This is a genomic window from Thermophilibacter gallinarum (genome assembly GCF_014982725.1).
Lineage (GTDB): Bacteria > Actinomycetota > Coriobacteriia > Coriobacteriales > Atopobiaceae > Thermophilibacter > Thermophilibacter gallinarum.
The window spans coordinates 381,389-404,677 of the sequence record NZ_JADCJZ010000001.1 but is presented as its reverse complement, the minus strand read 5'-3'; the positions used below and the strand labels follow the sequence as shown (position 1 = coordinate 404,677).

Annotated in this window: 16 protein-coding genes; 6 read left to right on the top strand and 10 right to left on the bottom strand. The window is 69.2% G+C overall.

Features of this window, described 5'->3' with window-relative positions:
- Positions 1 to 77: 77 nt before the first annotated feature.
- The 5 genes from INF26_RS01925 to INF26_RS01905 form a co-directional block, all read right to left on the bottom strand.
- Positions 78 to 1,034: an NAD(P)-dependent oxidoreductase gene (locus tag INF26_RS01925; protein WP_193529041.1), complete on the bottom strand. Its 957-nt coding sequence runs from the start codon at positions 1,032 to 1,034 to the stop codon at positions 78 to 80.
- Between the two features lie 212 nt (positions 1,035 to 1,246).
- Positions 1,247 to 1,900: a hypothetical protein gene (locus INF26_RS01920; protein ID WP_193529040.1), complete on the bottom strand. Its 654-nt coding sequence runs from the start codon at positions 1,898 to 1,900 to the stop codon at positions 1,247 to 1,249.
- Positions 1,901 to 2,016: 116 nt separating this feature from the next.
- The gene (gene pheT, locus INF26_RS01915) at positions 2,017 to 4,482 is read right to left on the bottom strand and encodes a phenylalanine--tRNA ligase subunit beta (protein WP_193529039.1); all 2,466 of its coding nucleotides are present in this window, start codon (positions 4,480 to 4,482) and stop codon (positions 2,017 to 2,019) included.
- A 46-nt stretch (positions 4,483 to 4,528) separates the two neighbouring features.
- Positions 4,529 to 5,608 carry a phenylalanine--tRNA ligase subunit alpha gene (gene pheS / locus INF26_RS01910; RefSeq protein ID WP_269747143.1) on the bottom strand — a complete coding sequence of 360 codons (1,080 nt, stop codon included), beginning with the start codon at positions 5,606 to 5,608 and terminating at the stop codon, positions 4,529 to 4,531.
- 574 nt (positions 5,609 to 6,182) lie between these two features.
- Positions 6,183 to 7,505: a lipase family protein gene (locus INF26_RS01905; RefSeq protein WP_193529038.1), complete on the bottom strand. Its 1,323-nt coding sequence runs from the start codon at positions 7,503 to 7,505 to the stop codon at positions 6,183 to 6,185.
- A 144-nt stretch (positions 7,506 to 7,649) separates the two neighbouring features.
- On the opposite strand from INF26_RS01905, the gene INF26_RS01900 reads away from it, so the two are divergent.
- Both INF26_RS01900 and INF26_RS01895 read left to right on the top strand, forming a co-directional pair.
- Positions 7,650 to 8,651, top strand: coding sequence for an AAA family ATPase (locus INF26_RS01900; RefSeq protein ID WP_226371799.1), 1,002 nt, complete (start codon positions 7,650 to 7,652; stop codon positions 8,649 to 8,651).
- The gene (locus tag INF26_RS01895) at positions 8,648 to 11,797 is read left to right on the top strand and encodes a transglutaminaseTgpA domain-containing protein (protein WP_193529037.1); all 3,150 of its coding nucleotides are present in this window, start codon (positions 8,648 to 8,650) and stop codon (positions 11,795 to 11,797) included. The genes INF26_RS01900 and INF26_RS01895 overlap by 4 nt, the downstream gene beginning before the upstream one ends.
- A 135-nt stretch (positions 11,798 to 11,932) precedes the next feature.
- Here INF26_RS01895 and htpG read toward each other — a convergent pair whose 3' ends face one another.
- Entirely contained in the window at positions 11,933 to 13,957 is a 2,025-nt protein-coding gene (htpG, locus tag INF26_RS01890; protein WP_193529036.1) for a molecular chaperone HtpG, read from the bottom strand.
- A 76-nt stretch (positions 13,958 to 14,033) separates the two neighbouring features.
- Positions 14,034 to 14,885 carry a spermidine synthase gene (locus INF26_RS01885; protein ID WP_193529035.1) on the bottom strand — a complete coding sequence of 284 codons (852 nt, stop codon included), beginning with the start codon at positions 14,883 to 14,885 and terminating at the stop codon, positions 14,034 to 14,036.
- 61 nt (positions 14,886 to 14,946) lie between these two features.
- Between INF26_RS01885 and yaaA the strand changes: the two genes are divergently transcribed.
- From yaaA to INF26_RS01870, 3 genes are all read left to right on the top strand, one after another.
- Positions 14,947 to 15,723 (top strand): peroxide stress protein YaaA, encoded by a 777-nt coding sequence (yaaA, locus tag INF26_RS01880; protein WP_226371798.1) that lies wholly within the window; start codon positions 14,947 to 14,949, stop codon positions 15,721 to 15,723.
- Positions 15,724 to 15,989: 266 nt separating this feature from the next.
- A complete protein-coding gene (locus INF26_RS01875) occupies positions 15,990 to 17,543 on the top strand; it encodes a TerB N-terminal domain-containing protein (RefSeq protein WP_193529034.1) in 1,554 nt (517 codons plus the stop codon).
- A 48-nt stretch (positions 17,544 to 17,591) separates the two neighbouring features.
- Positions 17,592 to 18,884: an ATP-binding protein gene (locus tag INF26_RS01870; protein WP_193529033.1), complete on the top strand. Its 1,293-nt coding sequence runs from the start codon at positions 17,592 to 17,594 to the stop codon at positions 18,882 to 18,884.
- On the opposite strand, the gene INF26_RS01865 is transcribed toward INF26_RS01870, so the two are convergent.
- From INF26_RS01865 to INF26_RS01855, 3 genes are read right to left on the bottom strand one after another with little or no spacing between them, the layout of a single operon-like run.
- A complete protein-coding gene (locus INF26_RS01865; RefSeq protein WP_193529032.1) occupies positions 18,881 to 19,798 on the bottom strand; it encodes a DUF5104 domain-containing protein in 918 nt (305 codons plus the stop codon). The genes INF26_RS01870 and INF26_RS01865 overlap by 4 nt on opposite strands.
- Positions 19,799 to 19,851: 53 nt before the next feature.
- Positions 19,852 to 20,346 (bottom strand): type II toxin-antitoxin system VapC family toxin, encoded by a 495-nt coding sequence (locus INF26_RS01860; RefSeq protein ID WP_193529031.1) that lies wholly within the window; start codon positions 20,344 to 20,346, stop codon positions 19,852 to 19,854.
- Complete coding sequence (locus INF26_RS01855) at positions 20,343 to 20,717, bottom strand: translation repressor RelB (RefSeq protein WP_193529030.1); 375 nt, start codon at positions 20,715 to 20,717, stop codon at positions 20,343 to 20,345. The genes INF26_RS01860 and INF26_RS01855 overlap by 4 nt, the downstream gene beginning before the upstream one ends.
- A gap of 117 nt (positions 20,718 to 20,834) precedes the next feature.
- Here INF26_RS01855 and INF26_RS01850 point away from each other — a divergent pair, with 117 nt between their 5' ends.
- Complete coding sequence (locus INF26_RS01850; protein ID WP_193529029.1) at positions 20,835 to 23,219, top strand: DEAD/DEAH box helicase; 2,385 nt, start codon at positions 20,835 to 20,837, stop codon at positions 23,217 to 23,219.
- Positions 23,220 to 23,289 lie beyond the last annotated feature (70 nt).

Sequence of the window (23,289 nt, the reverse complement as noted above, 5' to 3'; positions counted from 1 at the left end):
ACGGGGCCGACGGACCCGTTCATTCTACATGCGCGCCGCTCGCCTAATTTGTGCGCGGCGAGCGGTCGGCGGCCTGCTTACGCCAGGCGCAGGGCGGCGTCGACCGCGTGCGAGACCATCTCGTCCACAGCCTGTTGCGTGTAGAACGCCACGTGCTGCGTGAGCACGGTGTTGGGGAACTGCCGCAGGTAGGCCATGTCGCGGTTGGCAATGATGTCGTGCATGCGGAACGCGTGGTAGATCTCGTCCTCGCCCTCGAACACGTCCATGGCCAGCGCGCCGATCTTGCCGGACTCGATGCCCGTGATCAGCGTGCTCACGTCCATGAGGCTCGCGCGGGCGGTGTTCACCAGCACTACGCCGTCCCGCATGCGCGCGAGGGTCTCGTCGCGCACCATGTGGAAGTTGTCGGGCGTGGACGGCGCGTGGAAGGTGATGACGTCGGCGGCCGAGAAGAGCTCATCCAGGGATACGTAGTCGCCCAGCTCGCGGAACTCGTCGCGCGGGACGGGGTCGTAGCCGATCACGCGGGCGCCGAAGCCCCGCAGGCGACGGGCCACCGCCCGCCCGATGCGGCCCGTTCCCACGACTCCCACGGTGAGCGAGGAGAGCGTGCGACCCATGAGGCCCGGCAACGAGAAGTCGTTCACGTTCTGCCGGTAGACCATCTGCTTGTACTTGCGCAGCGCGACCAGCATGAGCATGAGCGTGAAGTCCGCCACGCTGTCGGGTGCGTAGCTCGTGTTGGAGACGCTGATTCCCAGACGCTCTGCGGCGGCGAGGTCGATGTGGTCGGTCCCGATGGTACGGGTGACGAGGACGCGCATCCCGTGGCCGGCGAGAAGGGCGAGAAGATTGGCGTCATAGCCGACCATGCCCTGCGTGAGAACGGCGTCGAACCCGCTCACGAGCTCGGCGTTCTCCGCCGTGAGCGGCTCGTCGCGGCAGACGAGCTCGTCGACGCCCTCGCGGGCGGTCTGCCGCGCGAACTCCGCGCGCTCGTCCGGACGCACGTCAAACGCAATGATTCTCATTGGGCCTCCATTTCTGACGGTGTTTGTATCAGTATACGAACCCAAACCCTATCGCATGCGCGGTCTCCTCTTGAGGGTTTGGGTTCAGGGACGCGCCCAAACGTCGGAAAGACAAGGGGCGATCCTGCGGTTTCTTGCTGACTGAGCGCACTCGGGGGCGAAACTTGAACCCAAACCCGCAACGGGTTTGGGTTCGACATCGAGCAGCGGCGCTACGCGCGCGAGGTGAGGCCGGCCACGATCGTGGCGTGTGCCTCCTCGCGGGCGACGTCGAAGAAGTCCGCGGTGAGCAGCTGGTAGTCGGGCGTGCCGGTCAGGTGCTCGTTTCGGTTCTTCTCGACGATGCGCGCCGCGGACTCCATGGCACCACGCACGTCGTGCGGCAGGATCGTGTACGGCGGAAACTCCGCGCACTGGGCGAGAAGCGCCTCGTTCACGCGCGGCACCATGGAGATGTCGAGCGTGCGCCCGAAGAGCGCGAAGTCCCCCTGCTTGCCGATGCGCGCCCGCTCGCCGGGCTCCATGCCGATGCTCGCCAGATAAGCGCGGGTGTGCGCGTTGTAGACGTGGTCGGCCACGAGGTGCGCCCAGGCCCCGAGCGTCATGTCCGAGACCCGGCGCTGCCGGGCGATGTAGTACTCCCAGAACTCGTCGTAGCGCGGCAGGGGGATGTGCTCGCGGATGGTGTGGTGCGTGAGCTTGTAGTCGATGCGGAACGTGATGTCCGGCACCATGTAGCCAACGTAGATGTCCGGGGCGAGGTTGCCCAAGAGGAACGCGTTGGTGTCGCGCACGCCCAGGGCGGCCGCCCCCTCCTCGCGAAGGAGCCGCTCGACGTGCGCGGTATGTATGTTCCAGCTCGGCATGAAATCATCCTAGCACGGCAGCCGCGCGGCCAGGCACCCTGCAGCGGATGCCCGGCCGCGCCTGAAGGAACCTGTCCCGTTTTCTCTGAGAGAAAAAACACGTCCCCAATTTGCGGTTAGCTGCGGACCTCGCCGCCGGTGGCCTTGCAGACCTTGGCCACGAGCTTGGCGTGCGCCTTCTCGACCTCGTCGGAGGTGAGGGTGCGGTCGGCCGCGCGGTAGGTGAGCGAGAAGGCCATGGACTTCTTGCCCCTGCCCACGCGCTCGTCGTCGCGGTAGACGTCGAAGAGGCGGACGTCGGCGAGCAGCTTGCCGCCGGCCGAGGTGATGCGCTGCATGAGGGTCTCGCAGGTGACGGACTCGTCCACGACGATGGCGAGGTCCACGTCGACGCCGGGCAGCGTGGGCACGTCCTCGTAGGGCAGCTGGTCGGCGGCCAGGCGCAAAAGCGCCGCCTGGGAGAGCTCGAAGGCCACCACCGGCGCGTCCACACCCGTCGCGCGCAGGCCGCGCGGGTGGACGTTGCCCACCCAGCCGATGACCTCGCCGCGAGCCAGGACCTCGGCGGCGCGGCCGGGCTGGAGCCACGGGTACTGCTCGGGGTCGGCCGCCTTGAAGCGGACCTTGGTCACGCGCAGGGCGTCCAGCAGCTCCTCGACCACGCCCTTGGCGTCGAAGAAGTCGTACTCGTCGAAGCGCTGGTTCCAGGCGTCGTCGGCACGCTTGCCGCACAGGACGCCGCAGACGTAGCTGGGCTCGTCGGGGAGGCTCCTGGTCTCGTGGCCAAAGAAGACGCGGCCGATCTCGTAGAGCGCGACGTTGGCGACGCCATGGTCGAGGTTGTACGCCACGGAGCGGAGCAGCCCCGGCAGCATGGAGCGGCGCATCTCGGACTGCTCGGCCACGAGCGGGCGGATGATCTTCACGGGCACGCCGCGACCCACGTCGGGGATGCCCAGGCGCGCCAGGTCGTCCGGCGCGGCGAAGTTGTACGTGGAGGTCTCGGAGAGGCCGCAGGCGCGCAGCACGGCGCCGATCTTGCGGACGCGGCGCTGCTCCACGGTGAGGCCACCGGCGTGGTTCTTGGCGGCGGGCAGGGTGGCCTCGATGTCGCCCTCGCCCCAGAGGCGCACGACCTCCTCGATGAGGTCGACCTCGCGGGTGAGGTCGGGACGGTTGGTGGGGGCGGTCACGGCCAGGGCGTCCTCGCCGGCCTTCTCCACCGCGCAGCCCAGGCGACGCAGGCGGGAGACCATGAACTCCTCGGGGATGTCGGCGCCGCCGATGAGGCGCGCGCGGCTCGGGCGCAGCGTGATCTGCGCCGGCGCGTCATCGGCCTCGCCAGGGTAGACGTCCACGATGCCGGGGCAGACCTCGGCGCCGCAGCACTCCTCGAAGAGCGCGGCCGCGATCTCGGCCACGTTGGCGCAGTTGGAGCCGTCGACCTTGCGCTCGTAGCGGATGGAAGCCTCGCTCATGAGGTCGAGGTTGCGCGAGGTGCGGGACGTGTGGCCGGACGAGAAGTTCGCGCTCTCGAGAAGGACGTCGACGGTCTCCTTCGTGATCTCGGAGTCCAGGCCGCCCATGACGCCGGCAAGCGCGATCGGGGTCACGCCGTCATCGGTGATGAGGCACATGTCGTGCGTGAGCTCGCGCTCCTGGCCGTCGAGCGTCACGAGCTTCTCGCCGTCGTGCGCAGCACGGACCACAATGTGGCGGCGTCCGTCGCGTTCGGTGAGCTTGCCCAGATCGAAGGCGTGGAGCGGCTGGCCGGTGAGGTACATCACGTAGTTGGTCACGTCGACGACGTTGTTGATCGAGCGCCCGCCGGCGGCGGCCACGCGCTGCGCGAGCCACTCGGGCGAGGGGCCGATCTTCACGTTGCGGACCACGCGCGCGGTGTAGCGCGGGCAGAGCTCGGGGTCGTCGATCGTCACGTCGACGAGGTCGGCGGCGTTCGGGCCCTGCTCGGCCTTCACGGCGGGCAGCTCGATGTGGGTGTCCTCGTCGAGGATGGCAGCGACCTCCACCGCCATGCCGGTCATGGAGAGGCAGTCGGGGCGGTTGGGCGTGATCTCGCAGTCGATCACGGTGTCGGACATGCCGAGGTAGTCAGTGAAGTCCATGCCCACCGGCGCGTCCTCGGGCAGGATCATGATGCCCTCGTGGTCTGTGCCCAGGCCCAGCTCGCGGGCCGAGCAGTTCATACCGCAGGACTCCACGCCGCGCAGCTTGCTCTTCTTGATCTTGAAGTCACCGGGCAGCACCGCGCCGATCATGGCGGTCACGATGTGGTCGCCCTCGTTGAAGTTCTGGGCGCCGCAGACGATCTGCAGGGGCACGGGGTTGCCGTCGGCATCCACGTTCTTGTCGCCCACGCTGACCTGGCAGAGCCACATGTGGTCGGAGTCGGGGTGGGGCTTCTTGCTCACGACCTGGGCCGTGACCACATGCTCGAGGTTGGCGCCGACCTTCTCGACTGCCTCGACCTCGGTGCCGGTGCGGGTGAACTCGGCCACGAGCTCGGCGGGGTCCGCCGGCACGTCGACCATGCTCTTGAGCCACTCATATGAGACGCGCATGTTCTTCTCCTTCTCGCGCGATCTGATCAGACGGTTGGGACGGACCCTAGAACTGCCTCAGGAAGCGCATGTCGCCGGTCATGAGCATGCGCAGGTCGGGCAGGTCGTAGCGCAGGGCCGCCACGCGCTCGACGCCGATGCCAAAGGCGAATCCGGTGTACTTCTCGGGGTCGATGCCGCAGAACTCGAAGACGTTGGGGTCCACCATGCCGGCGCCCAGGATCTCCAGCCAGCCGGTGTTCTTGCAGAAGCGGCAGCCCTTGCCGCCGCAGACGCCGCAGGAGACGTCGACCTCGCAGCTGGGCTCGGTGAACGGGAAGAAGTGCGGGCGGTAGCGCGTGGCGCGGTCCTTGCCGAAGATCTCGCGCGTGAAGTAGTCGAGCGTGCCCTTGAGGTCGCCGAAGGTGATGCCCTCGTCCACGACGAGGCCCTCGACCTGCGTGAACTGCGGCAGGTGGTTGGCGTCGGCCGTGTCCGGGCGGAAGACCGTGCCCGGGCAGATCATGTAGATGGGCGGCTTCTTGTTCTCCATGACGTGCACCTGGACGCCAGAGGTCTGGGTACGCAACAGGATGTCGGACTCGCCCTGGACGTTGGTCTCCTCGGCGTGGAGCATCGTGCCCGGCGCGTTGTCCACCACATAGAAGGTGTCCTTGGCGGAGCGGCTGGGGTGGTCCTCGGGGGCGTTCAGCGCGGTGAAGTTGTACCAGGTGCTCTCCACGTAGGGACCGTCCTCGACGGTGTAGCCCAGGCCGCAGAAGATGTCCTCGATCTCCTCGCGGATCTGGTTGATGAGGTGCTGGGTGCCGGAGCTCAGGCGGCGGCCCGGCAGCGTGACGTCAACGGCGTCGGCGACCATCTTCTGCTCCAACAGCGCCGCGGAGAGCTCCTCCTTGCGCGCCTTGAGCGCGGCGTCCACGGTGGCGCGGACGGTGTTGGCGAGCTGGCCCATGGCGGGACGCTCCTCGGGCGGCACCTGGCCCATCGAGCGCATGATGGCCGTGAGCTGGCCCTTCTTGCCCAGGTAGCTCACGCGCAGGGCCTCGAGGGCCTCCATGGTCTCGGCGGCGGCCAGGCCCTCCTGGAACTGGGCCTCGATCGCCTTGAGGTCGTCGGACATCGACATCGTGCAATCCCTTCTCTACTAAAAAAACCGCCCTCCGGCAGCCGTAGCTCTGCCCAAGGACGGAATGATCCGCGGTACCACCTCGGTTGGCGCGTCGGGTTGTCTCCCCCGAGCGCCCGCTCTTCTCGCCCCGTTCCGTGGGGCCGACGGCTTCCCTACTGAGCTGGCGAGAAGAACCTCGCGCCGTTCAGGTCGCGGCTGGTGGAGTGAACTCCGGGCCTCTGCCTTGGAGGGGGCTCTCAGCCGGTGACCCCCATCTCTTGTCCGCTGGCAACGCGACGCCCAGACCTCTCCGTCATCGCCTGCGGGACATGGTAGCACATTGTCAGCCGCACAGAATGGGCTCGCGGCACTCCACGGGAGGGGCTGTGTCACTTTTCCTGTCATCTGTGGGCCTCGGCGGAGAAGGCGGACCCGAGAGACTTCCCGCCTTTGATAAAACCGCAGCTCACGTTTCCCGGAAAACAGCAGCCCGACGAAACAACCTCGCTGAGGCCCACAGACGGCGCAAATAGTGACACCGCAGCCGCCGAAAACTGCCTTGGCCTACCGCACCCAGAAGCGGCACACCAAGCTAGGAGATGGCAAGGTCCTCGGGGACGGCGGCGTCCAGCCAGGCGATGTAGGAGTTAGGGTAGTGGCTGGCGAGCAGCTGCGGGACGTCGGCGGACACGCACGCCTGCGCAAACGCCAGGAGCCCGCCCGGCGAGAAGAGCTCCTCGAGGCTCCCGACCGCCGCCGTCACGTCCTTGACCAGGCCCTCCGCCTGCGCGCGGTCCTCGGCCCGCACGGGGCACTCGACGCCCATCGACGCCTCGTAGGAGGCCCGCATGGCGTCCGAGAGCGCGTCGTCGCCCGTCTGCGGCAGCCACACGTCACGACCGTAGCGCCCGTAGCCCCACGCGGCGGGCGGCAGCATGGTCACCACGTCAGAGGGGTTGAGGACGTTGAAGATGTTGTCGTAGCGCGCGGTGCGGGCGTCCGTCGCGGAGGTGCAGTTGGGCGTGGCCAGACCGTAGGCGCACACGGAGTCCGCGGACGCGATGGCATCGGCGCGCGTGCCGCTCGGGCCCACCGCGCCGTCCGCGTAGCTCGCGAGCAGCGTCGCCACCGCGGCACCGCGGCTGTGCCCGCAGAAGAGGTAGGCGCGCCCCACGCCCGGGTCCGTCTCGGCGGCGCGCGCCTCCAGGTCGGCGACGATCTCCTCGGCGGCGAGCGTGAAGCCCAGGTGATCGCCCGAGCCGGCCTCGTCGCTCGCGTCCTCGATCTTGGCGTTGGAGAGCCACTCGGACCCGTACGAGCCGCGCACCACCACGACGGTGAGCAGCCGCTCCTCCCCCGTCACTGAAGAGCGCACGTGCTTGGTCGCCACGGTGTAGGCCACCACGTCCGTCCCGTCGAGCAGGCCGAGCACCTCGTCGACGACCTCGCTGCGATAGCGGTAGGACGTCGTGGAGACCTCCTCGAAGCCCAGCTCGGCGAAGGCATGCTCCGCATACGCGGGCGACGTGGAGCCCTGCTGGTAGTAGGCGCTCTCGGCGTTTGCCACGGCGGAGAGAACGGCGCAGGCGTGCGCGAGCTCGTGGTTGTAGCTCGTGGGGTCCTGGAAGAACCAGTCGTCGTCCCAGGCGACCTTGGAGGACACCTGGTGCCCCTCGGCCGAGAAGAGCGACGCGTAGTCGATCGTCGCGGTGAAGGCGCCCGTCCTGCGCTCGGAGGTCACGCTCGGCGCCGTGACGGCGTTCGTCCCCGAGACGCGCTCGAGGTGACGGGCGTGGAGCACCGCCGCGCCGGCGAGGGTCGCGCTGTCCGCGAGGGCCACGGTGACCAGCAGGACGAGGAGCGCGCCGCGCGCACGCCCGCGTCGTCCTCGCCTCCTGTGCGGCAGCCGTAGCATCGCACCCGCTCCCTCCGTCGTTTTGGCCATGATAGCGGGACGACGCCCGCTTGGGGCGCTCTTCAGAAAAGGTGACGAAACCCTAAGGCGCGAACGGCCGCCCGGCGATGGGACTATCATGGAGCAGAGCAAGGAGGTGCGCCCATGACCCCCAACCACGCCGCCCCGGCACCCGACCACGCGACGATCGGCGTCGACGAAGCCGCGCGCCTCGGCCACGCGATGGCCGAGCAGCTGGCAGAGGCGCTCGCCACCCGCCAGGAGACCGTCGCCCTGTCCGTCATGTGCCTGCTCTCGGGCGGGCACCTGCTGCTCGAGGACGTGCCCGGCGTGGGCAAGACCACGCTGGCCCGGGCGCTCGCGCGCGTCGTCCGCGCACGCGTGACCCGCGTCCAGTTCACCCCCGACATGCTCCCGAGCGACCTCACCGGCGTGAGCGTGTGGGACCCGCAGTCCCGCGCCTTCGCCTTCCACCCCGGCCCGCTCTTCTCGGACGTGGTCCTCGCCGACGAGATCAACCGCGCCAACCCTAAGACCCAGTCAGCCCTGCTCGAGGCCATGGAGGAGCGTCGCGTCTCGGTGGACGGGACGACCTACGACCTCCCCGACCCCTACTTCGTCATGGCCACGCAGAACCCCGTGGAGATGGAGGGGACCTATCCACTGCCGGAGGCCCAGCTCGACCGCTTCATGGTGCGCACGAGCCTGGGCTACCCGGACGCCGCCGCCGAGCAGGCCATGCTCAGGGGCGCCTCGGGCGTTGACCCCGTCTCCCGCGTGAGGGCGGTCTGCGGCCTCCCCGACGTCCGCGCGTTCCGCGCGATCGCCTCCGAGGTGCACGTGAGCGAGGAGGTCGCCGCCTACGCGCTGGCCATCCTCGACGCCACGCGCCGCGCCCCGGAGGTGCGCCTCGGCGCCTCGCCGCGCGCCGGGCTGGCGCTTCTGGCCATCAGCCGAACCCATGCCCTGCTCGACGGCCGCACCGCCGTCTTCCCCGAGGACGTCCGCACGCTCGCCCCGGCCGTGCTCGCGCACCGTCTCGTGCTGCGCGACGCGGTCCCCGGGACCCCGCAGGCCGAGCAGCAGCGCGCCGTGCTCGTGCGACTGATCTCGCGGGTGAGCGCACCGGGCTCCCGTCGCGGATGAGCGCGCGGGGCGAGAAGGACGCCCGTCCCCCGGCCCTCACGGGGCGCGGGGCGGCCCAGCTCGCCCTTGCCGCCGCATGCCTTGCCGCGGGCCTCGTCGGCGGCTGGGCGGCGCCGACGGCGGCCGGCATCGCCCTTCTCGCCGCCTGCGCCACGGGGCTCGCCGAGGTGCTGCTCGCCCGGCGTACGGGCGGGCGCGGGGCGTGGTCGCGCCTCGTCGAGACGAGCGCTCGCGTCGAGTCGTGGGTCCGCGTCGACCACCGCGGCCAGGTGATCGAGAGCGTGGACGGCCCCGGCGGGCGCCGCGGTCTCTACCGACAGCAGAGCGTTCGCCTGACCTGGACCGACGCCTTCGGCTTCTGGCGCGCCACGCGCGTCGAGCCCGCGGCGCGCGAGCTGCGCGTGCCGCCCGTCGTGACCCCGGAGCTGCTGGGCGCCGTCATGGGACGGCCCGTCGCGCGACTCGCGGACCAGAGCCTCGAGATGGACCCCTCCGGCGTGCGCCCCTACGAGAAGGGCGACGGCATCCGGCAGATCTCCTGGCGCCAGACCGCCCACCACGGCGAGCTCATGTCATTCGAGCGCTCGGGCCGCGAGGCGCCGGCGGTGCTCGTGATCGCCGACACGCTCGGCGCGGGCGCGGGCGACGAGCTGGCGGCCACGACGAGCGCCCTGCTCCAGGGTCTGAGGAGGAACCCGGACGTCCTGCTGACCGACGGCACCCTCGCCCTGAGGACACCGGTCCAGCAGGAGCGCTTCTGCGCCGCCGTCGTGGGCGAGCCCGCGGGCGAGGGCCTTGCCGAGGAACGCGCGCGGGAGGCGGCGCGACTCGCCGGGGGAGGCACCGCGCGGCGGCACGTGCTGCTCGTCACCTGCGAGCCGGACGGAGAGCTGGCGCGCGCCCTGCGTCGCGGCCCGCTCGGGGGCTCCGTCACCGTCGTGCGCGCGGAGGGCCCCGCGGAGGCCGGCGCCGCGCGCGAGGGCGTGGCCAAGAAGGGCGCCGTCGTCGCGGAGGCGACACCCGCTCGGGGCGTCGGCACGCGCGGCGCGGGCGGCGTGCTCGCGGAGCTGCTGGCCCTTCTCGCCTGCGCGGCGCTGGCGCTGCTCGCCGGCGCCGCGCTCGCCGGGGTCTTCTACGAGGGCGTCTGGCAGCGGAGCGTGCCCGTGCTCCTCGTGGCGGGGACGGCGGGCGGCTCGCTCCTCGGCGCGCTGCTCCGTCGGCGCGGGGCGGGGCGCGGCGCGCGGGCGGCGCTCGTCGCGCTTCTCGCCGTCCTGCTCGTGGCTGCGGGCGCCGTCGTGGCGCTGGCGGTCTTCGACGGCCGGCACGGACCCCTGACCGAGGGCCTCCCCCAGGCGCGCACCGCGTTCGAGGCGCCGGCCGCCGCGCTCGCGCTCATCTTCGAAACGGGCGTCGAGCAGCTCGGCGGCGCGGCGTCGAGCGACGCGGACATGACCTGGGACCTGCTCGTCATCCTCATGGGCTCCGGCCTCGCCGCGCTTCTCGCCGCCCTGTCGTCCTCGCGGGCGCTTCGGCCCGCGGTCGCGCTCGTCCCGGTCGCGCTCTCCGCGGCGGGACAGTCGGTCATGGGCTCGGCGGCGCACACCGAGTGGGGATGGGCGGCCGTCGCGCTGGGGCTCTTTCTCGTCTGGCTCTCCGTGACCGCGCGCCCGCGGCCCGCGCGCGGCGCGGTCGTGGCGCTGCTCGCCCTGGTGCTGGGCTGGGGGGCGGACGCCGTGGCGCTGTCGGGAGACTTCCCCGCCTGGCCGGGCTCTGCCTCGGGCGGGACGCGCGCGGAGACGCTCGTGGACCTCTCGCGCGACCTGCAGAGCCGCTCAGGCGCGCGGGCGCTCACCTATGAGACCTCGGCCGACGAGCCTCTCTACCTGCGCATCGGCGTGCTCGACAGCTTCGATGGCGGCACGTGGCGCTTCTCCGGAGAGGACGCCGACGCCCTCGTCGACCGCTCCCCGCTCGCCCAAGCCGCCCTCTCCGACGACACCGCCGCCGGCGTTCCCTCGCCCGTCACGACCGTCGTGCGCGGCGCGGGCGGCGACGCGGCGGCCCCGCCCGGGACGGCCACGCTCTCCGCGTCCGAGGACGGCACCTGGCGCGCCGTCGGGTGCTACCTCGCGCCCGTCTCCAGCGTCGACGAGGTCGACGGGCTCCCCGCAGTGAGGTCTTCGCTCGCGCGGAGAAGCTACGTCGCCGACGCCGAGGCGCCCGCGGAGGCGCTCGAGACCCCCGAGGGAAACCTTCCCGACAGCGTGGCCCAGGTCGTGGCCGCGGCAGCCGCCGACGGCGTCGGCGGGCGCGGATTCCTCGACCAGCTCGCGACCACGCGCTGGCTCGTCGGCTTCTTCACGGACGGGAGCTTCTCGTACTCGCTCGACGCCCCGGGCGGCGGCGAGGGCAACCTCGCCGCGCTCGGTGACTTCCTCGAGTCCCGGACCGGCTACTGCACGCATTACGCCACCGCGTTCGCGCTGCTCGCACGCGAGCTCGACGTGCCGTCGCGCGTGGTGCTGGGCTACGCGCCCGGACCGGACGCGGGGGACGACGGGACCTACGAGGTCACCATGCGCCAGCTTCACGCCTGGGCCGAGGTCTGGCTCGACGGCATCGGCTGGGTGGGCGTGGACGTGACGCCCGCGTCCGGGGGCGCGGCGGCGGAGGGGGCAGACGAGCCGTCGCAGACGCCCGAGGCCGAGGCGCCGAGCGCCCCCGAGCAGACGCCCGTCGAGCCCGAGGTTGAGACCCCTCAGCAGAACGCACCCGCCACGGAGGGCGAGAGGGACGAGGGCTCGCGAATCCCCTGGCACACGCTCGCGCTCGTCGGCGTGGCGGTCGCGGCGGCAGGCGTCGGCGCGGCCATCCTCGTTCGCCGGGGCAGGGTCTTGACGTGGCGCGCGGCCTGGGCGCGCGTCTGCCGTGCGGCGCGACGCGCCGGCGTGGCCTGGGACGAGAGCGCCACCGAGGACGAGGTGTGCGAGCGGATCTGCGAGCACCTGGACGACGCCGCCCTGTCCGCCGAGGTCCGCACGATCGCCCGCAACGCCTGCCAAGAGCGCTACGGCGGCCGCCCCGCGCCCTTCAGACAACCTTCGCTGCAAGCAATCGCCCACACCCTGAGGCACCGCCGCAAGTAAGCCTTTCACGCAAAGCGTTGCAACCAAGCGAGCCCCTGCCCAGGTCCGCCGCGAGTTCTTGCCCGCATCAAAGATGCGGGCAAGCTGTCCGAGCGCCGGACCTTGGTAGGGGCCCACCCCGCATGGGGGCGATCGCTACATCAGCTCGCAGACCTGGGACGCAAAGGCCACGGGATCCTCGGGCAGGATGCCCTCGACGAGCAGCGCCTGGTTGTAGAGCAGGCCCGCGTAGAGCTTGACCTTCTCGGCGTCGCCCGCCTCCTGCGCAGCGCGGAGCTTCTCGAAGACCGGGTGCTTGGCGTTGACCTCGAGTACGCGGACGGCCTTGGGGGCGTCGCCCACCTCGGGACCAGCCGCCAGGACCTTCTCCATCTCGAGCGTGAGCGGGCCCTCGGAGGTGATCACGGCAGGAGCGCCGTCGGCAGCGAGGCGCGTGGACACCGCGACCTTCTCGACCTTGTCGCCCAGCGCGTCCTTCATGGCTCCGAACAGGCCCTCGTTTGCCTTGGTGGCCTCCTCGGCCTCCTTCTTCTCCTCGTCGCTCGCGAGGTCAAGGTCGCCGGAGTTCACGTTCTTGAGCTCGACGGTGCGGTCCTCGACCTCGGGCTCGGCGCCGTCGGCCACTGCCTTCTCGGCCGCCTCGCGGGCGGCGTCGTCGGCGTAGGTCTTGGGCAGGCCCTTGGCCGTGAAGTCGCGCATGGCCTGGAAGCAGAACTCGTCCACGTCCTGCGTGGCGAGAAGGACGTCGTAGCCCTTGGCGAGCACGGCCTCGACCACCGGCATCTTGGCCAGGCGCTCGCGGTCGTCGCCGGCGGCGTAGTAGATCGCCTTCTGGTCCGCGGGCATGGCGGCCACGTACTCCTGGAGCGTGACCATCTTCTGCTCGCGGGCGCTCCAGAACAGCAGCAGGCCGGCGAGCTCGTCCTTCTTCATGCCGTAGCTGGAGTAGATGCCGTACTTGAGGCCGCGACCGAAGTTCTCGAAGAACTTCTCGTACGCCTCGCGGCTCTGGTCGCGCATGGCCTCGAGCTCGGAGGTGATCTTCTTCTCGATGCGGCGCTCCATGGCCTGGAGCTGGCGGGTCTGCTGGAGGGTCTCGCGGGAGATGTTGAGGGAGACGTCGGAGGAGTCCACGACGCCGCGGACGAAGTTGTAGTAGTCGGGCAGCAGGTCGGCGCACTTCTCCATGATGAGGACGTTGGAGCTGTAGAGCTCGAGGCCCTTCTCGTAGTCGCGGCTGTAGAGGTCGAAGGGCGCCTGACCGGGGATGAAGAGCAGGGCGTCATACTCGAGCGTGCCCTCGGCGTGCAGGCTGAAGGTGCGCGCCGGGTCGGTCCAGTCGTGGAACGTGGACTTGTAGAACTCGGCGTACTCCTCGTCGGTGACCTCGGAGGCGCGTTTCTTCCAGATGGGGGTCATCGAGTTGATGGTCTCGAGCTCGGTGTAGTCCTCCCACTCCGGCTGGTAGTCGTCGCCGGCGTCCGCGGGCCTCTCCTTCTCGCGGCTCTTGGTCACGAGCATCTGCACGGGGTAGCGGACGTAGTTGCTGTACTTCTTGATGAGCTCGCGAAGCTTCCACTCGGAGAGGAACTCGTCGTAGTCGGCGTCCTCGGCGTTGTCCTTGAGGGTGAGGACGATCGTAGTGCCGCAGGTGGAGCGATAGGCGGGGTCGTCGGCGGAGACGGGCTCGATCGTGTAGCCCTCCACGCCGTCCGAGGTCCAGCGGTTGCACTCGTCGGAGCCGTAGGCGCGCGTGACGACGCTGACCTCCTTGGCGACCATGAAGGCGGAGTAGAAGCCCACGCCGAAGCGGCCGATGATGTCCACGGCGTCGCCCTGCGCCTCGGCGTTGGCGGCCTTGAACTCCTCGGAGCCGGAGTGGGCGATGGTGCCGAGGTTCTTCTCGAGCTCGTCGGCCGTCATGCCGATGCCGTTGTCGAAGACGGTGATGGTGCGCGCGTCCCTGTCAAAGGCGACGTTGATGGCGAGGTTGGCCTGGTCGACCTGCACGGAGCTGTCCGTGAGACTCTTGAGGTAGAGCTTGTCGATGGCGTCGGATGCATTGGACACCAGCTCGCGGAGGAAGATCTCGCGGTTGGTGTAGATGGAGTTGATCATGAGGTCGAGGAGCTTCTTGCTCTCTGTCTTGAACTTGCGCATGCGACGCTTCCCTTCCGAACGGGTTGTTGAACGTCGGGTAGTCTACCCGAATTTAGATAATCTTAGTCGCGCGCGCTTAGATATCGAACAGGGGCTCGCCGAGGAAGCTCTCGTCGAAGGGTATGGCGTCCGCGAGGTCGAGCGGTGCGTCGGAGGCGACGACGAGGTAGTTGTCCTCGCCGGAGTGGTCGGCGTCGGCCGCGGGAACCACCCTCACCTGGTCGAAGACCATGAGGGCGGTGGCCACGACCGAGCGCAGGAAGCTCACGTCGGCGCCCCCGGCACGGGAGACCACGTTCATGAGGCAGACGCCGCCCGGGACCAGCGCGCGCCGGACGAGGCGGAGCGCCTCCGCGGTGGCGAGCGAGCGCACCGGGGTCTCGCCGACGAAGGCGTCGAGGACCACGGCGTCATAGGGGCCGACCGCGCGCTCGAGGAAGCGACGGCCGTCGTCGCAGACCACGTTCAGGTCTCCGCCGCCGGCGCGGGCCAGCTCGACGGCCTCGTCGAGGAAGAACCAGCGTCTGGCCGCGCGGATGACGGCGGGGTCGATCTCCACGACGTCGGTGCGAACGCCGGGATGGCCCGCGGCGACGAGCTTGGGGAAGGCGAATCCCCCGCCCCCGACGGCGAGCAGGCGGCGCGCGTCGGGACGCAGGTCGAAGACGCGGCCGAAGGCTCGGTAGTACTCGAAGACCGGCTCCATCCTACGGGCGCCGAGGTAGGTAGCAGACTGGTAGACGCCGCCGGTGCGCAGGACGCGGACCGGGTCAGCGAAGCCGCGTCGCACGGTGTAGACGAGGGCGATGCCCGAGGAGGTGCGCACGACATGCGGGTCGAGCAACGTCGCGCGGCGGACGAGCGCCGCCGTCGCGGCCGTCGCCGCGAGGGCGAGCCGCACCGGCGTCAGGTTCCTCTCGCCAGCCATATGACCACCTCCGTCTCTCCCATGATAGTGGGCTGCTAGGATGGTCCCCGAGAGGAGCGCCATGTCACTGAGATTCATCATCTCGCCGGCAAAGAAGATGCGTGCGATGGACGCGCCGCCCTGGCCCGTGCGCGAGCCCAGGTTCCTCGCCCGAACCGCCGAGCTCATGCGCGCCGTCCAGGCACTCTCGCGCGACGAGGCGCAGGGACTCTGGGCGTGCAGCGACCGGCTGGCGGACCTCAACTACGGGCGGTTCCGGGACATGGACCTCGCGCGCGACACGACGGCGGCCGTCATCTCCTACGAGGGCATACAGTACACGCACCTAGCAGCGGAGGTCATGAGCGAGGGGGAGCTCGACTGGCTGGACGAGCACCTGCGCATTCTCTCGGGCTTCTACGGGATGTTGCGTCCGCTCGACGGCGTGGTGCCATATCGGCTCGAGATGCAGGCGCGGCTCGCCGTCGGCGACTCCAGCGACCTGTACGAGTTCTGGGGAGACACGCTGTACGAGTCGCTTGCCGCGGAGGGCTGCGACACCATCGTGAACGTCGCCTCGGTCGAGTACGCCCGTGCCGTCACGCCGTGGGCCCGACCGGGCGGCCCCCAGGTCCTGACCTGCCTCTTTGGCGTGCTGCGCGACGGTCGCCTCCGGCAGCCGGCAACCGAGGCCAAGGCGGCCCGGGGCACCTTCGTCCGCTGGTGCGCCGAGCGCCGCGTGGAGGACGTGGCCGACCTGCGCGGCTTCCACGAGCGCGGCTACGCGCTGGACGAGGCCCGCTCCGACGAGCGCATGCTCGTCTTTGCGCGAGTCCCCGTGCAAAACTGCCGCTCGTGATGAAACGGGCCGCGTCGGGCCGCAAAAGTCTCGCTCGTGATGAAGGTTTTTTGCGCCGGAAGGCCGCACTCTTGCCCGCGGGTCGCGTTTTGCCTGGTAAGAGAATAAGACTTGGAATCAGATATCGGGATGATCGCGAAAACCTTCATCACGAGCGAGACTTTTGCAGGGCGAAGGCCGTTTTTTCATCACGAGCGAGACTTCTGCAGAATCGGATTGGCACCTCGATTGACTAGTATGGACTCACGCCGGGCGCGGGAGGTGAGATGGCGAACGTCGACGCGATCATAGAGCAGATTCTCGCTGCCAGCCGCGCAAAGGGCGGCCGGGCGCTCTCGAGCGAGCGCACCTACGCCGACGAGCCCATACTCCTGCGCGGCTCGCAGCTCGCAAGCTACCTGCCCGAACCCATCCGCCAGATGCGAGCCCTCGCGCGCCGCAGCGAGACTCGGACGTGGTCGGATGCGCGGCTCTTCGTGGAGCAGGGGCATCTCATGGAGGGCTTCGAGGACGACTTCCCCTACGAAGGGGAGTTCTCCAGCTACTTCCCCACCTACGAGTCCATGACCAACCCGCAGCTGCGCGGGTACTTCACCTGGCGCGCCCGCGTGCGACGGGGGGAGGTTGAGCAGACCTCGCTCTCCTTCGCTTTCGTCTACCTCTACGAGCTGGTCAACGGCATCGGGGCGACGCCGGGCGAGGAGGCGTTCCGGGCCATCGAGTCCTTCTGGCAGGCCTATCGCGCCTTCGACCCCACGCTCGACCGCTACGTGCGCCCCTGGCTCGTGGACTACGTCGCCTATCACGGCCTGCCCGTCGCGTGGGCGAGACCCTACCTCAACAGCGCGCACGACCGATCCGTGGCCGTCCTCCGGCGGGCAGAGCAGCGTGCGCTCGAAGGGGCCCCGCCGAAGGGCCGGCGCCGCGCGCCGCGCGCCTTCGACGTCGACCCCGCCGCCGACGATGCGCTGCTCGCCGCACTTGACGCCCTCTCGACCCACCGCATCTGCGAGGGACGCCTCTACCGGGACGACCCGGACGCCGTCCGTGGCGTGACCTGCGCCGTCTTCGCCGACCTCGCGAGGCACTACGCCTCCAACCGTTCCCAGGGCCTCACGGAGAGCCTCTTCGGCACGAGGCACGCGATGCCCCACCTCATGTTCGCCTCCGCCGTCTTCTATCCCGGCGGACGTCACGCGGACTGCGTCGTCGAGCTCGACGAGACCTGTCGCTACATCTGCCAGAACGGTATCTGGACCTGCGACTCACTGCACGACGGGGGCGTCCGCAGCGCCAAGCTCGGCCAGGTCCTGCGAGCCGTCGACCGTCAGCTGCGCCTGGCCCTCGACCATCCGAACCCGCTCAAAGGGCACGCCGACCCCAAATACCTGGTCAAGATCATTGACCGTGCCATCGGTGACTACCTCGCATGGCGCTCCGCCCACGCGCCGCGCCGCATAGAGATCGACCTCTCCAAGCTTGCCGGGATCCGCTCGACGGCAGCCGAGACCCGCGAGGCCCTGCTCGTGGACGAGGAGCGCTCGCAGGACGAAGTTCCCATCGACGTTACGAAGCCGGTCGACACTCAGGATGGTCCGGCACCCGACCTCGGCCTCACGGCAGAGGAGCTCTCGCTCCTTCACGACCTGCTCGGCGGCCGTCCTCCTTCCGCGGCGGGCACGGACCTCCTCGTCGACTCGATCAACGAGAAGCTCTTCGACCTGCTCGGCGACACGGCCGTCGAGTTCGACGCAGACGGGCACCCCGCGCTCGTCGAGGACTACGTCGAGGACATCTCCGACGCCCTTCTCCCAAAGTAGAACACCTGTGCTAGAATTGCTAATCCACAGGCAACGGAGGGGGTCGACATGGGCGACGTGCGGGTACCCAAGCGCATAGCGGCGGTCATCATCAACTCGCTCAAGGGCGGCGTGGTGCCGCGCGTCGGGCTGCCGTACATCACCGTGGGCCGCGAGCGCGAGATCCAGGCGCTCCTGCACGACCTCGAGCTCGTCGCGGACGGCGGGGCGAGCTTCCGCTTCCTTGTCGGCCGCTACGGCGCCGGCAAGAGCTTCCTGCTGCAGACCATCCGCACGCACGCGATGGGCAACGACTTCGTGGTGGCAGACGCCGACCTCTCCCCCAAGCGCCGCCTCCAGGGCGGGCAGGGCCAGGGGCTCGCCACCTACCGCGAGCTCGTCCGCAACCTCTCCACCAAGACGCGGCCGGAGGGCGGCGCGCTCCAGCTCGTGCTCGACCGCTGGGTGGCGGCCCTGCGCGAGCAGCCGGATGCCGAGGCGGCCCTCGCGGCACAGCTCTCCCCCATCCAGGAGCTCGTCTGCGGCTTCGACTTCACGCAGGTCCTGCGTCTTTACTACCAGGCCAGCCTCGAGGGGAACGACGACGCTCGTGCCGGCGTGGTCAAGTGGCTGCGCGGCGAGTTCCGCACCAAGACCGAGGCCCGCACCGAGCTGGGCGTCAACGCCTGCATCACCGACGACACCTGGTACGAGTACCTCAAGCTCTTCGCGCGGTTCCTCGTCGGCGCCGGCTACAAGGGCCTCGTCGTCCTCATCGACGAGCTGGTGAACCTCTACAAGATCCCCAACGCCACCTCGCGCCAGTACAACTACGAGAAGATCCTCACCATGTACAACGACACGCTCCAGGGCAAGGCGCACCACCTGGGCATCATCATGGGCGGTACGCCGCAGTCCATCGAGGACCGCCGCCGCGGCGTCTTCTCCTACGAGGCCCTGCGCAGCCGCCTCACGCAGGGACGCTTCGCGAGCGCGGGCCTTGCCGACATGCTCGCCCCGGTCATCCACCTGGAGCCGCTCACCTACGAGGAGCTGCTCGTCCTCATCGAGAAGCTCGCCGACATCCACGCCGGCTACTTCGGCTACGAGCGCACGCTCACGGAGGAGCACCTCGTGGGCTTCCTCAAGGCGGAGTTCGGCCGCGTGGGCGCCGACACCCACCTCACGCCGCGCGAGGTCATCCGCGACTTCATCGAGCTTCTCGACATCCTGTGCCAGAACCCTGGCGCGGATGTGGACGCGCTGCTCAAGACCGACGCGTTCTCGGGGGCCGTGAGCGCGCCTGCCGTTGCTGCCGGCGCCCAGGACGTCGACGACGCCTACGCCGAGTTCACGATCTAGGCGTCGCCGTCCTCGTCCCACACCTTCTCGACGACGCCACGCTCGTCCACCACATACGCCGAGTAGACCGGCTCGTCCGGCGCGGTCGCGTTCACCTCCAGATAGCGAGGGCCCTCCCCGTCGTCGGTGAGTTCGTAGTAGATGCGTCCGTCGCCCGTCCACGACACGCAGCACGGCCGTCCAAAACGCCCCTCAAAGTCGGCGGCGGTCTTCTCACCCTCGTCGAGAAACGCGGTGGCGTCGTCAACGTCAGAGATGGCGTCCCCGGCCTCGTAGCGCAGGGGGTCGTCATTCACGAGGCGCGTCTCCCACTGGAGGGGATAGCTCAGCCGGAGGTGCAACCCCGTGCCCTCGGGCCAGTCCGTCTCGCGCGCGTCGTAGAGCATCGCCGAGTACGCGTCCTCGGACCACACGATGACGGTGGAGACGCCCACCTCGGCCTCGTCAAAGTCGTTCTCCTTCACGAGCGTCATGAAGCACCAGTAGTTCTCGCCGTCGAGGGCAAACGAGAAGTCGGTCGAGAGCTCCACGCGGCGCTTGCCGTGGTCGATCCTCTCGGACTCCTGGGGCTGGGTCACCGAGTGGGTGTCCAGATAGTCAACGTGGCCGGAGCAGCTCTCCACCAGCTTGTCGGCCTGCGCCTCGAGGTCGTCGGAGCCCGCGCGGACCTCGGGCGAGAAGAGCCCGACGATCGCGTCCCGGTCTCCCGTCTCAAGGGCGTCGAGAAGGCCCTCCGCCGCGTCGAGGCAGGCCTGTCCCCGCGGGCTCACGTACTCCTCGCCCGTCACCTGGCTTTCGACATAGCGGACGAGGGAGTCGACGCGCTCGGAGCATCCCGCACACAAGGCGACTACGGCCAGCGCGAGGGCACACGTCGCGAGCGCCCTTAAGCGAAACCCGTCTTTCGTGCTCATGACGCCTCCTTCACACGAGGTCGCATCAAGCCGCTGCGCGCGACCGATACCCTCTATTCTTGCCGAATCTCAAGCAACCTGCACATGTCCGTCACGCTGAGTGCCGCCACGGGACAGTGTCGCAGAAGCGTTTCGTCGTTGGTCACGAGATGGTCGACCTTGCCTCGCATCGCCGCTGCGATGAGGAGGTCGTCCTCGAAGTCCCCGTGCAGGGCGCGCTGCTTGGAGGCCATCCACACGTCCGTGTGGTCGAGCGGTAGGGAGCAGGCGATTTCCTGCATGTTGTTGATACAGCCCCATGCCGTGACGGTCGCTGCCTGAACGGCGGACTCGCTGAGCGAGCCAGCCGCTGCGCGCTCGGCGCGCTTGTGTTCCGCCGCAACCATGTAGTAAACGTCCTTGGCGGCTGAGACGGCGTAGGCCAAGGTCTGATCATCCTCGAGGGCACGCTCTATGAGCTGCCTGGCCGCCGCGTGACCACCTCTCCAGGGGAGATAGTAGTCAAGCCAGACATTGGTATCCAGGAGCATCGATGGCTGCGGGCTCACGAATCCAGCCCCCTCTCGCGAAGACGCTCGAGCAGGACCTGATCTCTGAGCTCGTCATAGGAGAGCTCCTCAAGGTCCTCGGGCACCGATATGCCCCGAGAGGTCAGCGAGCGCGCTACTATCTGACTTCCCTCTCGTGCCAGCGCGAGCTTGCGATCCCGCTCGACACGCGCTGCGGAAGACGACTCTGCCTGCTGGCCGGACACGAGCTCCCTGATCTTCTCGGGTTGGTCCGCCAGGCTGGAAAAACGCCCCCACATCGCACGAATGGCCTTCGTGGGCGTGAGCCCCGCCTCGGCAAGGGCCGCATCTCCCGAGACCTTGAGATTCGCATCTATACGTGCATTGATCTGCGCGAGCGTGGTATCCATTGGTCTCCTTTCCAATGTAAAGCATATGCTAGCATCTTCTGCTAGCAATAGCTAGGTTCCCTCCTTGCAATCAGAAACATTTGTTCGTATACTGACTGTCACCGAAAGGAGGTCGCCGTGGGCGTCTTCGACCGATACGCGCCGTTCGTGCAGGACTTCATCTACGCGCACGAGTGGGAGAACCTGCGCGGCGTGCAGGTGGCCGCCGGCGAGGCGATCTTCGACACGGACGACCACGTGCTGCTGTGCGCCTCAACGGCCTCCGGCAAGACCGAGGCGGCCTTCTTCCCCATCCTGACCGAGTTCTGGGAGAACCCGCCCGCCTCCGTGGGCGCCCTCTACATCGGTCCCACCAAGGCGCTCATCAACGACCAGTTCTATCGCCTCACCGACCTCTGCGAGGAGGCGGGGATCAACGTCTGGCACTGGCACGGGGACGTCTCCGCCTCTCACAAGGCCCGGCTCGTGAAGCGGCCGTCCGGCATCCTGCAGATCACGCCGGAGTCCCTCGAGGCGCTGCTCATGCGCCGGCACGCCGTGGTGTCCAAGCTCTTCTGCGACCTGCGCTACGTCGTGATCGACGAGGTCCACTCTCTGCTGCGCCAGGACCGCGGCGGCCAGTGCCTCTGCCTCATCGAGCGCCTGGCGAGAATAGCGGGCGTGCAGCCGCGGCGCATCGGCCTCTCCGCCACGATCGGCGACCCCGAGGCCGTGGGCGCGTTCCTCGCCGCCGGCACCGGCCGCGACACGATCGTCCCCCTCATCGAGGAGCCCCCGCGCACCTGGCGCCTCTCGATGGAGCACTTCTACCAGAGCGGCCCGCAAGCCGACGAGTCCGAGATTCAGACAACGGACGGAAACGTCGAGGCAGACGTCGTCGCCCTGGAGCCCGAGGAAACCTCGCCAGAGAGCCGGGGCTTATTGCCGCGCGCAGTTCCGCACGAGCCGGACGAGCCAGTGGCTCGTCCGTGCGAGCAGGACTGTTTGAGCACGGCGATAAGCCCCAGCCCTCCCGAGGCCCCCACGGACCTGGCGCCCGCGAACGCCGACCCGGGCATCGGCTACATCTTCGAGCACACTCGTGGCCGCAAGTGCCTGATCTTCTCGAACTCGCGCGAGGAGGCGGAGGAGGTCTGCACGACGCTGCGCGCCTACTGCGAGTTCAACGGGGAGCCAGACCGCTTCCTCATCCACCACGGCAACCTCTCGGCCGCCATTCGCGAGAGCGCCGAGGAGCAGATGCGCGACGACGCCTCCGACCTCTCGATCGTTGCCACCGCGACGCTCGAGCTGGGCATCGACGTGGGTCGCCTCGAGCGGGCGTTCCAGATCGACGCACCGTTCACCGTCTCGGGGTTCCTGCAGCGCATGGGTCGCACGGGCCGGCGCGAGGCCCCGCCGGAGATGTGGTTCGTCATGCGCGAGGAGCAGCCGGAGGCCCGCACGCTGCTGCCGGAGACCATTCCCTGGAAGCTGCTGCAGGGCATCGCGCTCGTCCAGCTCTACCGCGAGGAGCGCTGGGTCGAGCCGCCCAACCTCAACCGCCTGCCCTACAGCCTGCTCTGCCACCAGACGCTCGCCACGCTCGCAGGCGAGGGCGAGCTCTCCCCCGCCCAGCTCGCGAGCCGCGTGCTCACATTGACGTACTTCCATCGCGTGACGGCTGACGACTTCCGCGTCCTTCTCCGCCACCTGCTCCAGCACGACTACGTCGAGCAGACCGAGGGCGGCGGCCTCATCGTGGGACTTACGGGCGAGCGCATCACGAGCTCCTACAAGTTCTTCGCGGTCTTCCAGGAGAACGTGGAGTACACCGTGCGCTCGGGCTCCGAGGAGATCGGCACGCTCTGCGCCCCGCCCCCGCCCGGCGAGAAGGTCGCCATCGCGGGGCACGTCTGGATCGTGGACGAGGTGGACCACGAGCGACACCTGCTCTACGTCACGCAGGTCAAGGGCAGGGTCCCGGCGTACTTCGGCGACGTGGCGGGAGACATCAACACGCACATCCTCGAGCGCATGCGTCGCGTGCTCGAGGAGAGCGCACCCTACCCCTACCTGCGCGACCACGCCCGCGCCCGCCTGCGCGAGGCGCGGCGCGTGGCACGGAACTCCCGGCTCACGGCAGGACCGCTCGTCTGCCTCGGCGAGAACGACAAGGAGCAGACCATGTGGTGCCTGCTGCCGTGGCTCGGCACCTACGCGTTTCTCGCCCTGGAGCGCCTGATCAAGATCAAGTGCGCCGCGGAGCTCGGCATCAAGGGCGTCAACTCCTCGCGCCCCTATTTCATGACGTTCGTGATGGCGGCCGACGAGCAGACGTTCCTCTCGGTGGTGAAGGACGCGGCGGAGCGGCTCGAGGACCCGATGGAGCTCCTCTATCCCGCCGAGATCCCCTACTTCGAGAAGTACGACGAGCTGGTGCCCGCAGAGCTCGTGCGCAAAGGCTTCGCCGAGGGCGTCCTCGACGTCGAGGGCATGCGCGAGCGCGTGGCCGCCTGGTAGAAGGGGGCCCGAGCCGCGGGGGTGACGGCTCGGGCCCAGATGATCCAGAAGGGGTCTGTCCCCTTTTGAA

Bases quoted from the DNA above. Each gene is read 5' to 3' on its own strand.
- INF26_RS01900 (WP_226371799.1), top strand. From the start codon at position 7,650: ATGACCCCCAACCACGCCGCCCCGGCACCCGACCACGCGACGATCGGC.
- pheS (WP_269747143.1), bottom strand. From the start codon at position 5,608: ATGTCGATGTCCGACGACCTCAAGGCGATCGAGGCCCAGTTCCAGGAG.
- INF26_RS01885 (WP_193529035.1), bottom strand. From the start codon at position 14,885: ATGGCTGGCGAGAGGAACCTGACGCCGGTGCGGCTCGCCCTCGCGGCG.
- INF26_RS01905 (WP_193529038.1), bottom strand. From the start codon at position 7,505: ATGCTACGGCTGCCGCACAGGAGGCGAGGACGACGCGGGCGTGCGCGC.
- INF26_RS01865 (WP_193529032.1), bottom strand. From the start codon at position 19,798: ATGAGCACGAAAGACGGGTTTCGCTTAAGGGCGCTCGCGACGTGTGCC.
- yaaA (WP_226371798.1), top strand. From the start codon at position 14,947: ATGTCACTGAGATTCATCATCTCGCCGGCAAAGAAGATGCGTGCGATG.
- pheT (WP_193529039.1), bottom strand. From the start codon at position 4,482: ATGCGCGTCTCATATGAGTGGCTCAAGAGCATGGTCGACGTGCCGGCG.
- INF26_RS01895 (WP_193529037.1), top strand. From the start codon at position 8,648: ATGAGCGCGCGGGGCGAGAAGGACGCCCGTCCCCCGGCCCTCACGGGG.
- INF26_RS01875 (WP_193529034.1), top strand. From the start codon at position 15,990: ATGGCGAACGTCGACGCGATCATAGAGCAGATTCTCGCTGCCAGCCGC.
- INF26_RS01920 (WP_193529040.1), bottom strand. From the start codon at position 1,900: ATGCCGAGCTGGAACATACATACCGCGCACGTCGAGCGGCTCCTTCGC.
- INF26_RS01870 (WP_193529033.1), top strand. From the start codon at position 17,592: ATGGGCGACGTGCGGGTACCCAAGCGCATAGCGGCGGTCATCATCAAC.
- INF26_RS01855 (WP_193529030.1), bottom strand. From the start codon at position 20,717: ATGGATACCACGCTCGCGCAGATCAATGCACGTATAGATGCGAATCTC.
- htpG (WP_193529036.1), bottom strand. From the start codon at position 13,957: ATGCGCAAGTTCAAGACAGAGAGCAAGAAGCTCCTCGACCTCATGATC.
- INF26_RS01925 (WP_193529041.1), bottom strand. From the start codon at position 1,034: ATGAGAATCATTGCGTTTGACGTGCGTCCGGACGAGCGCGCGGAGTTC.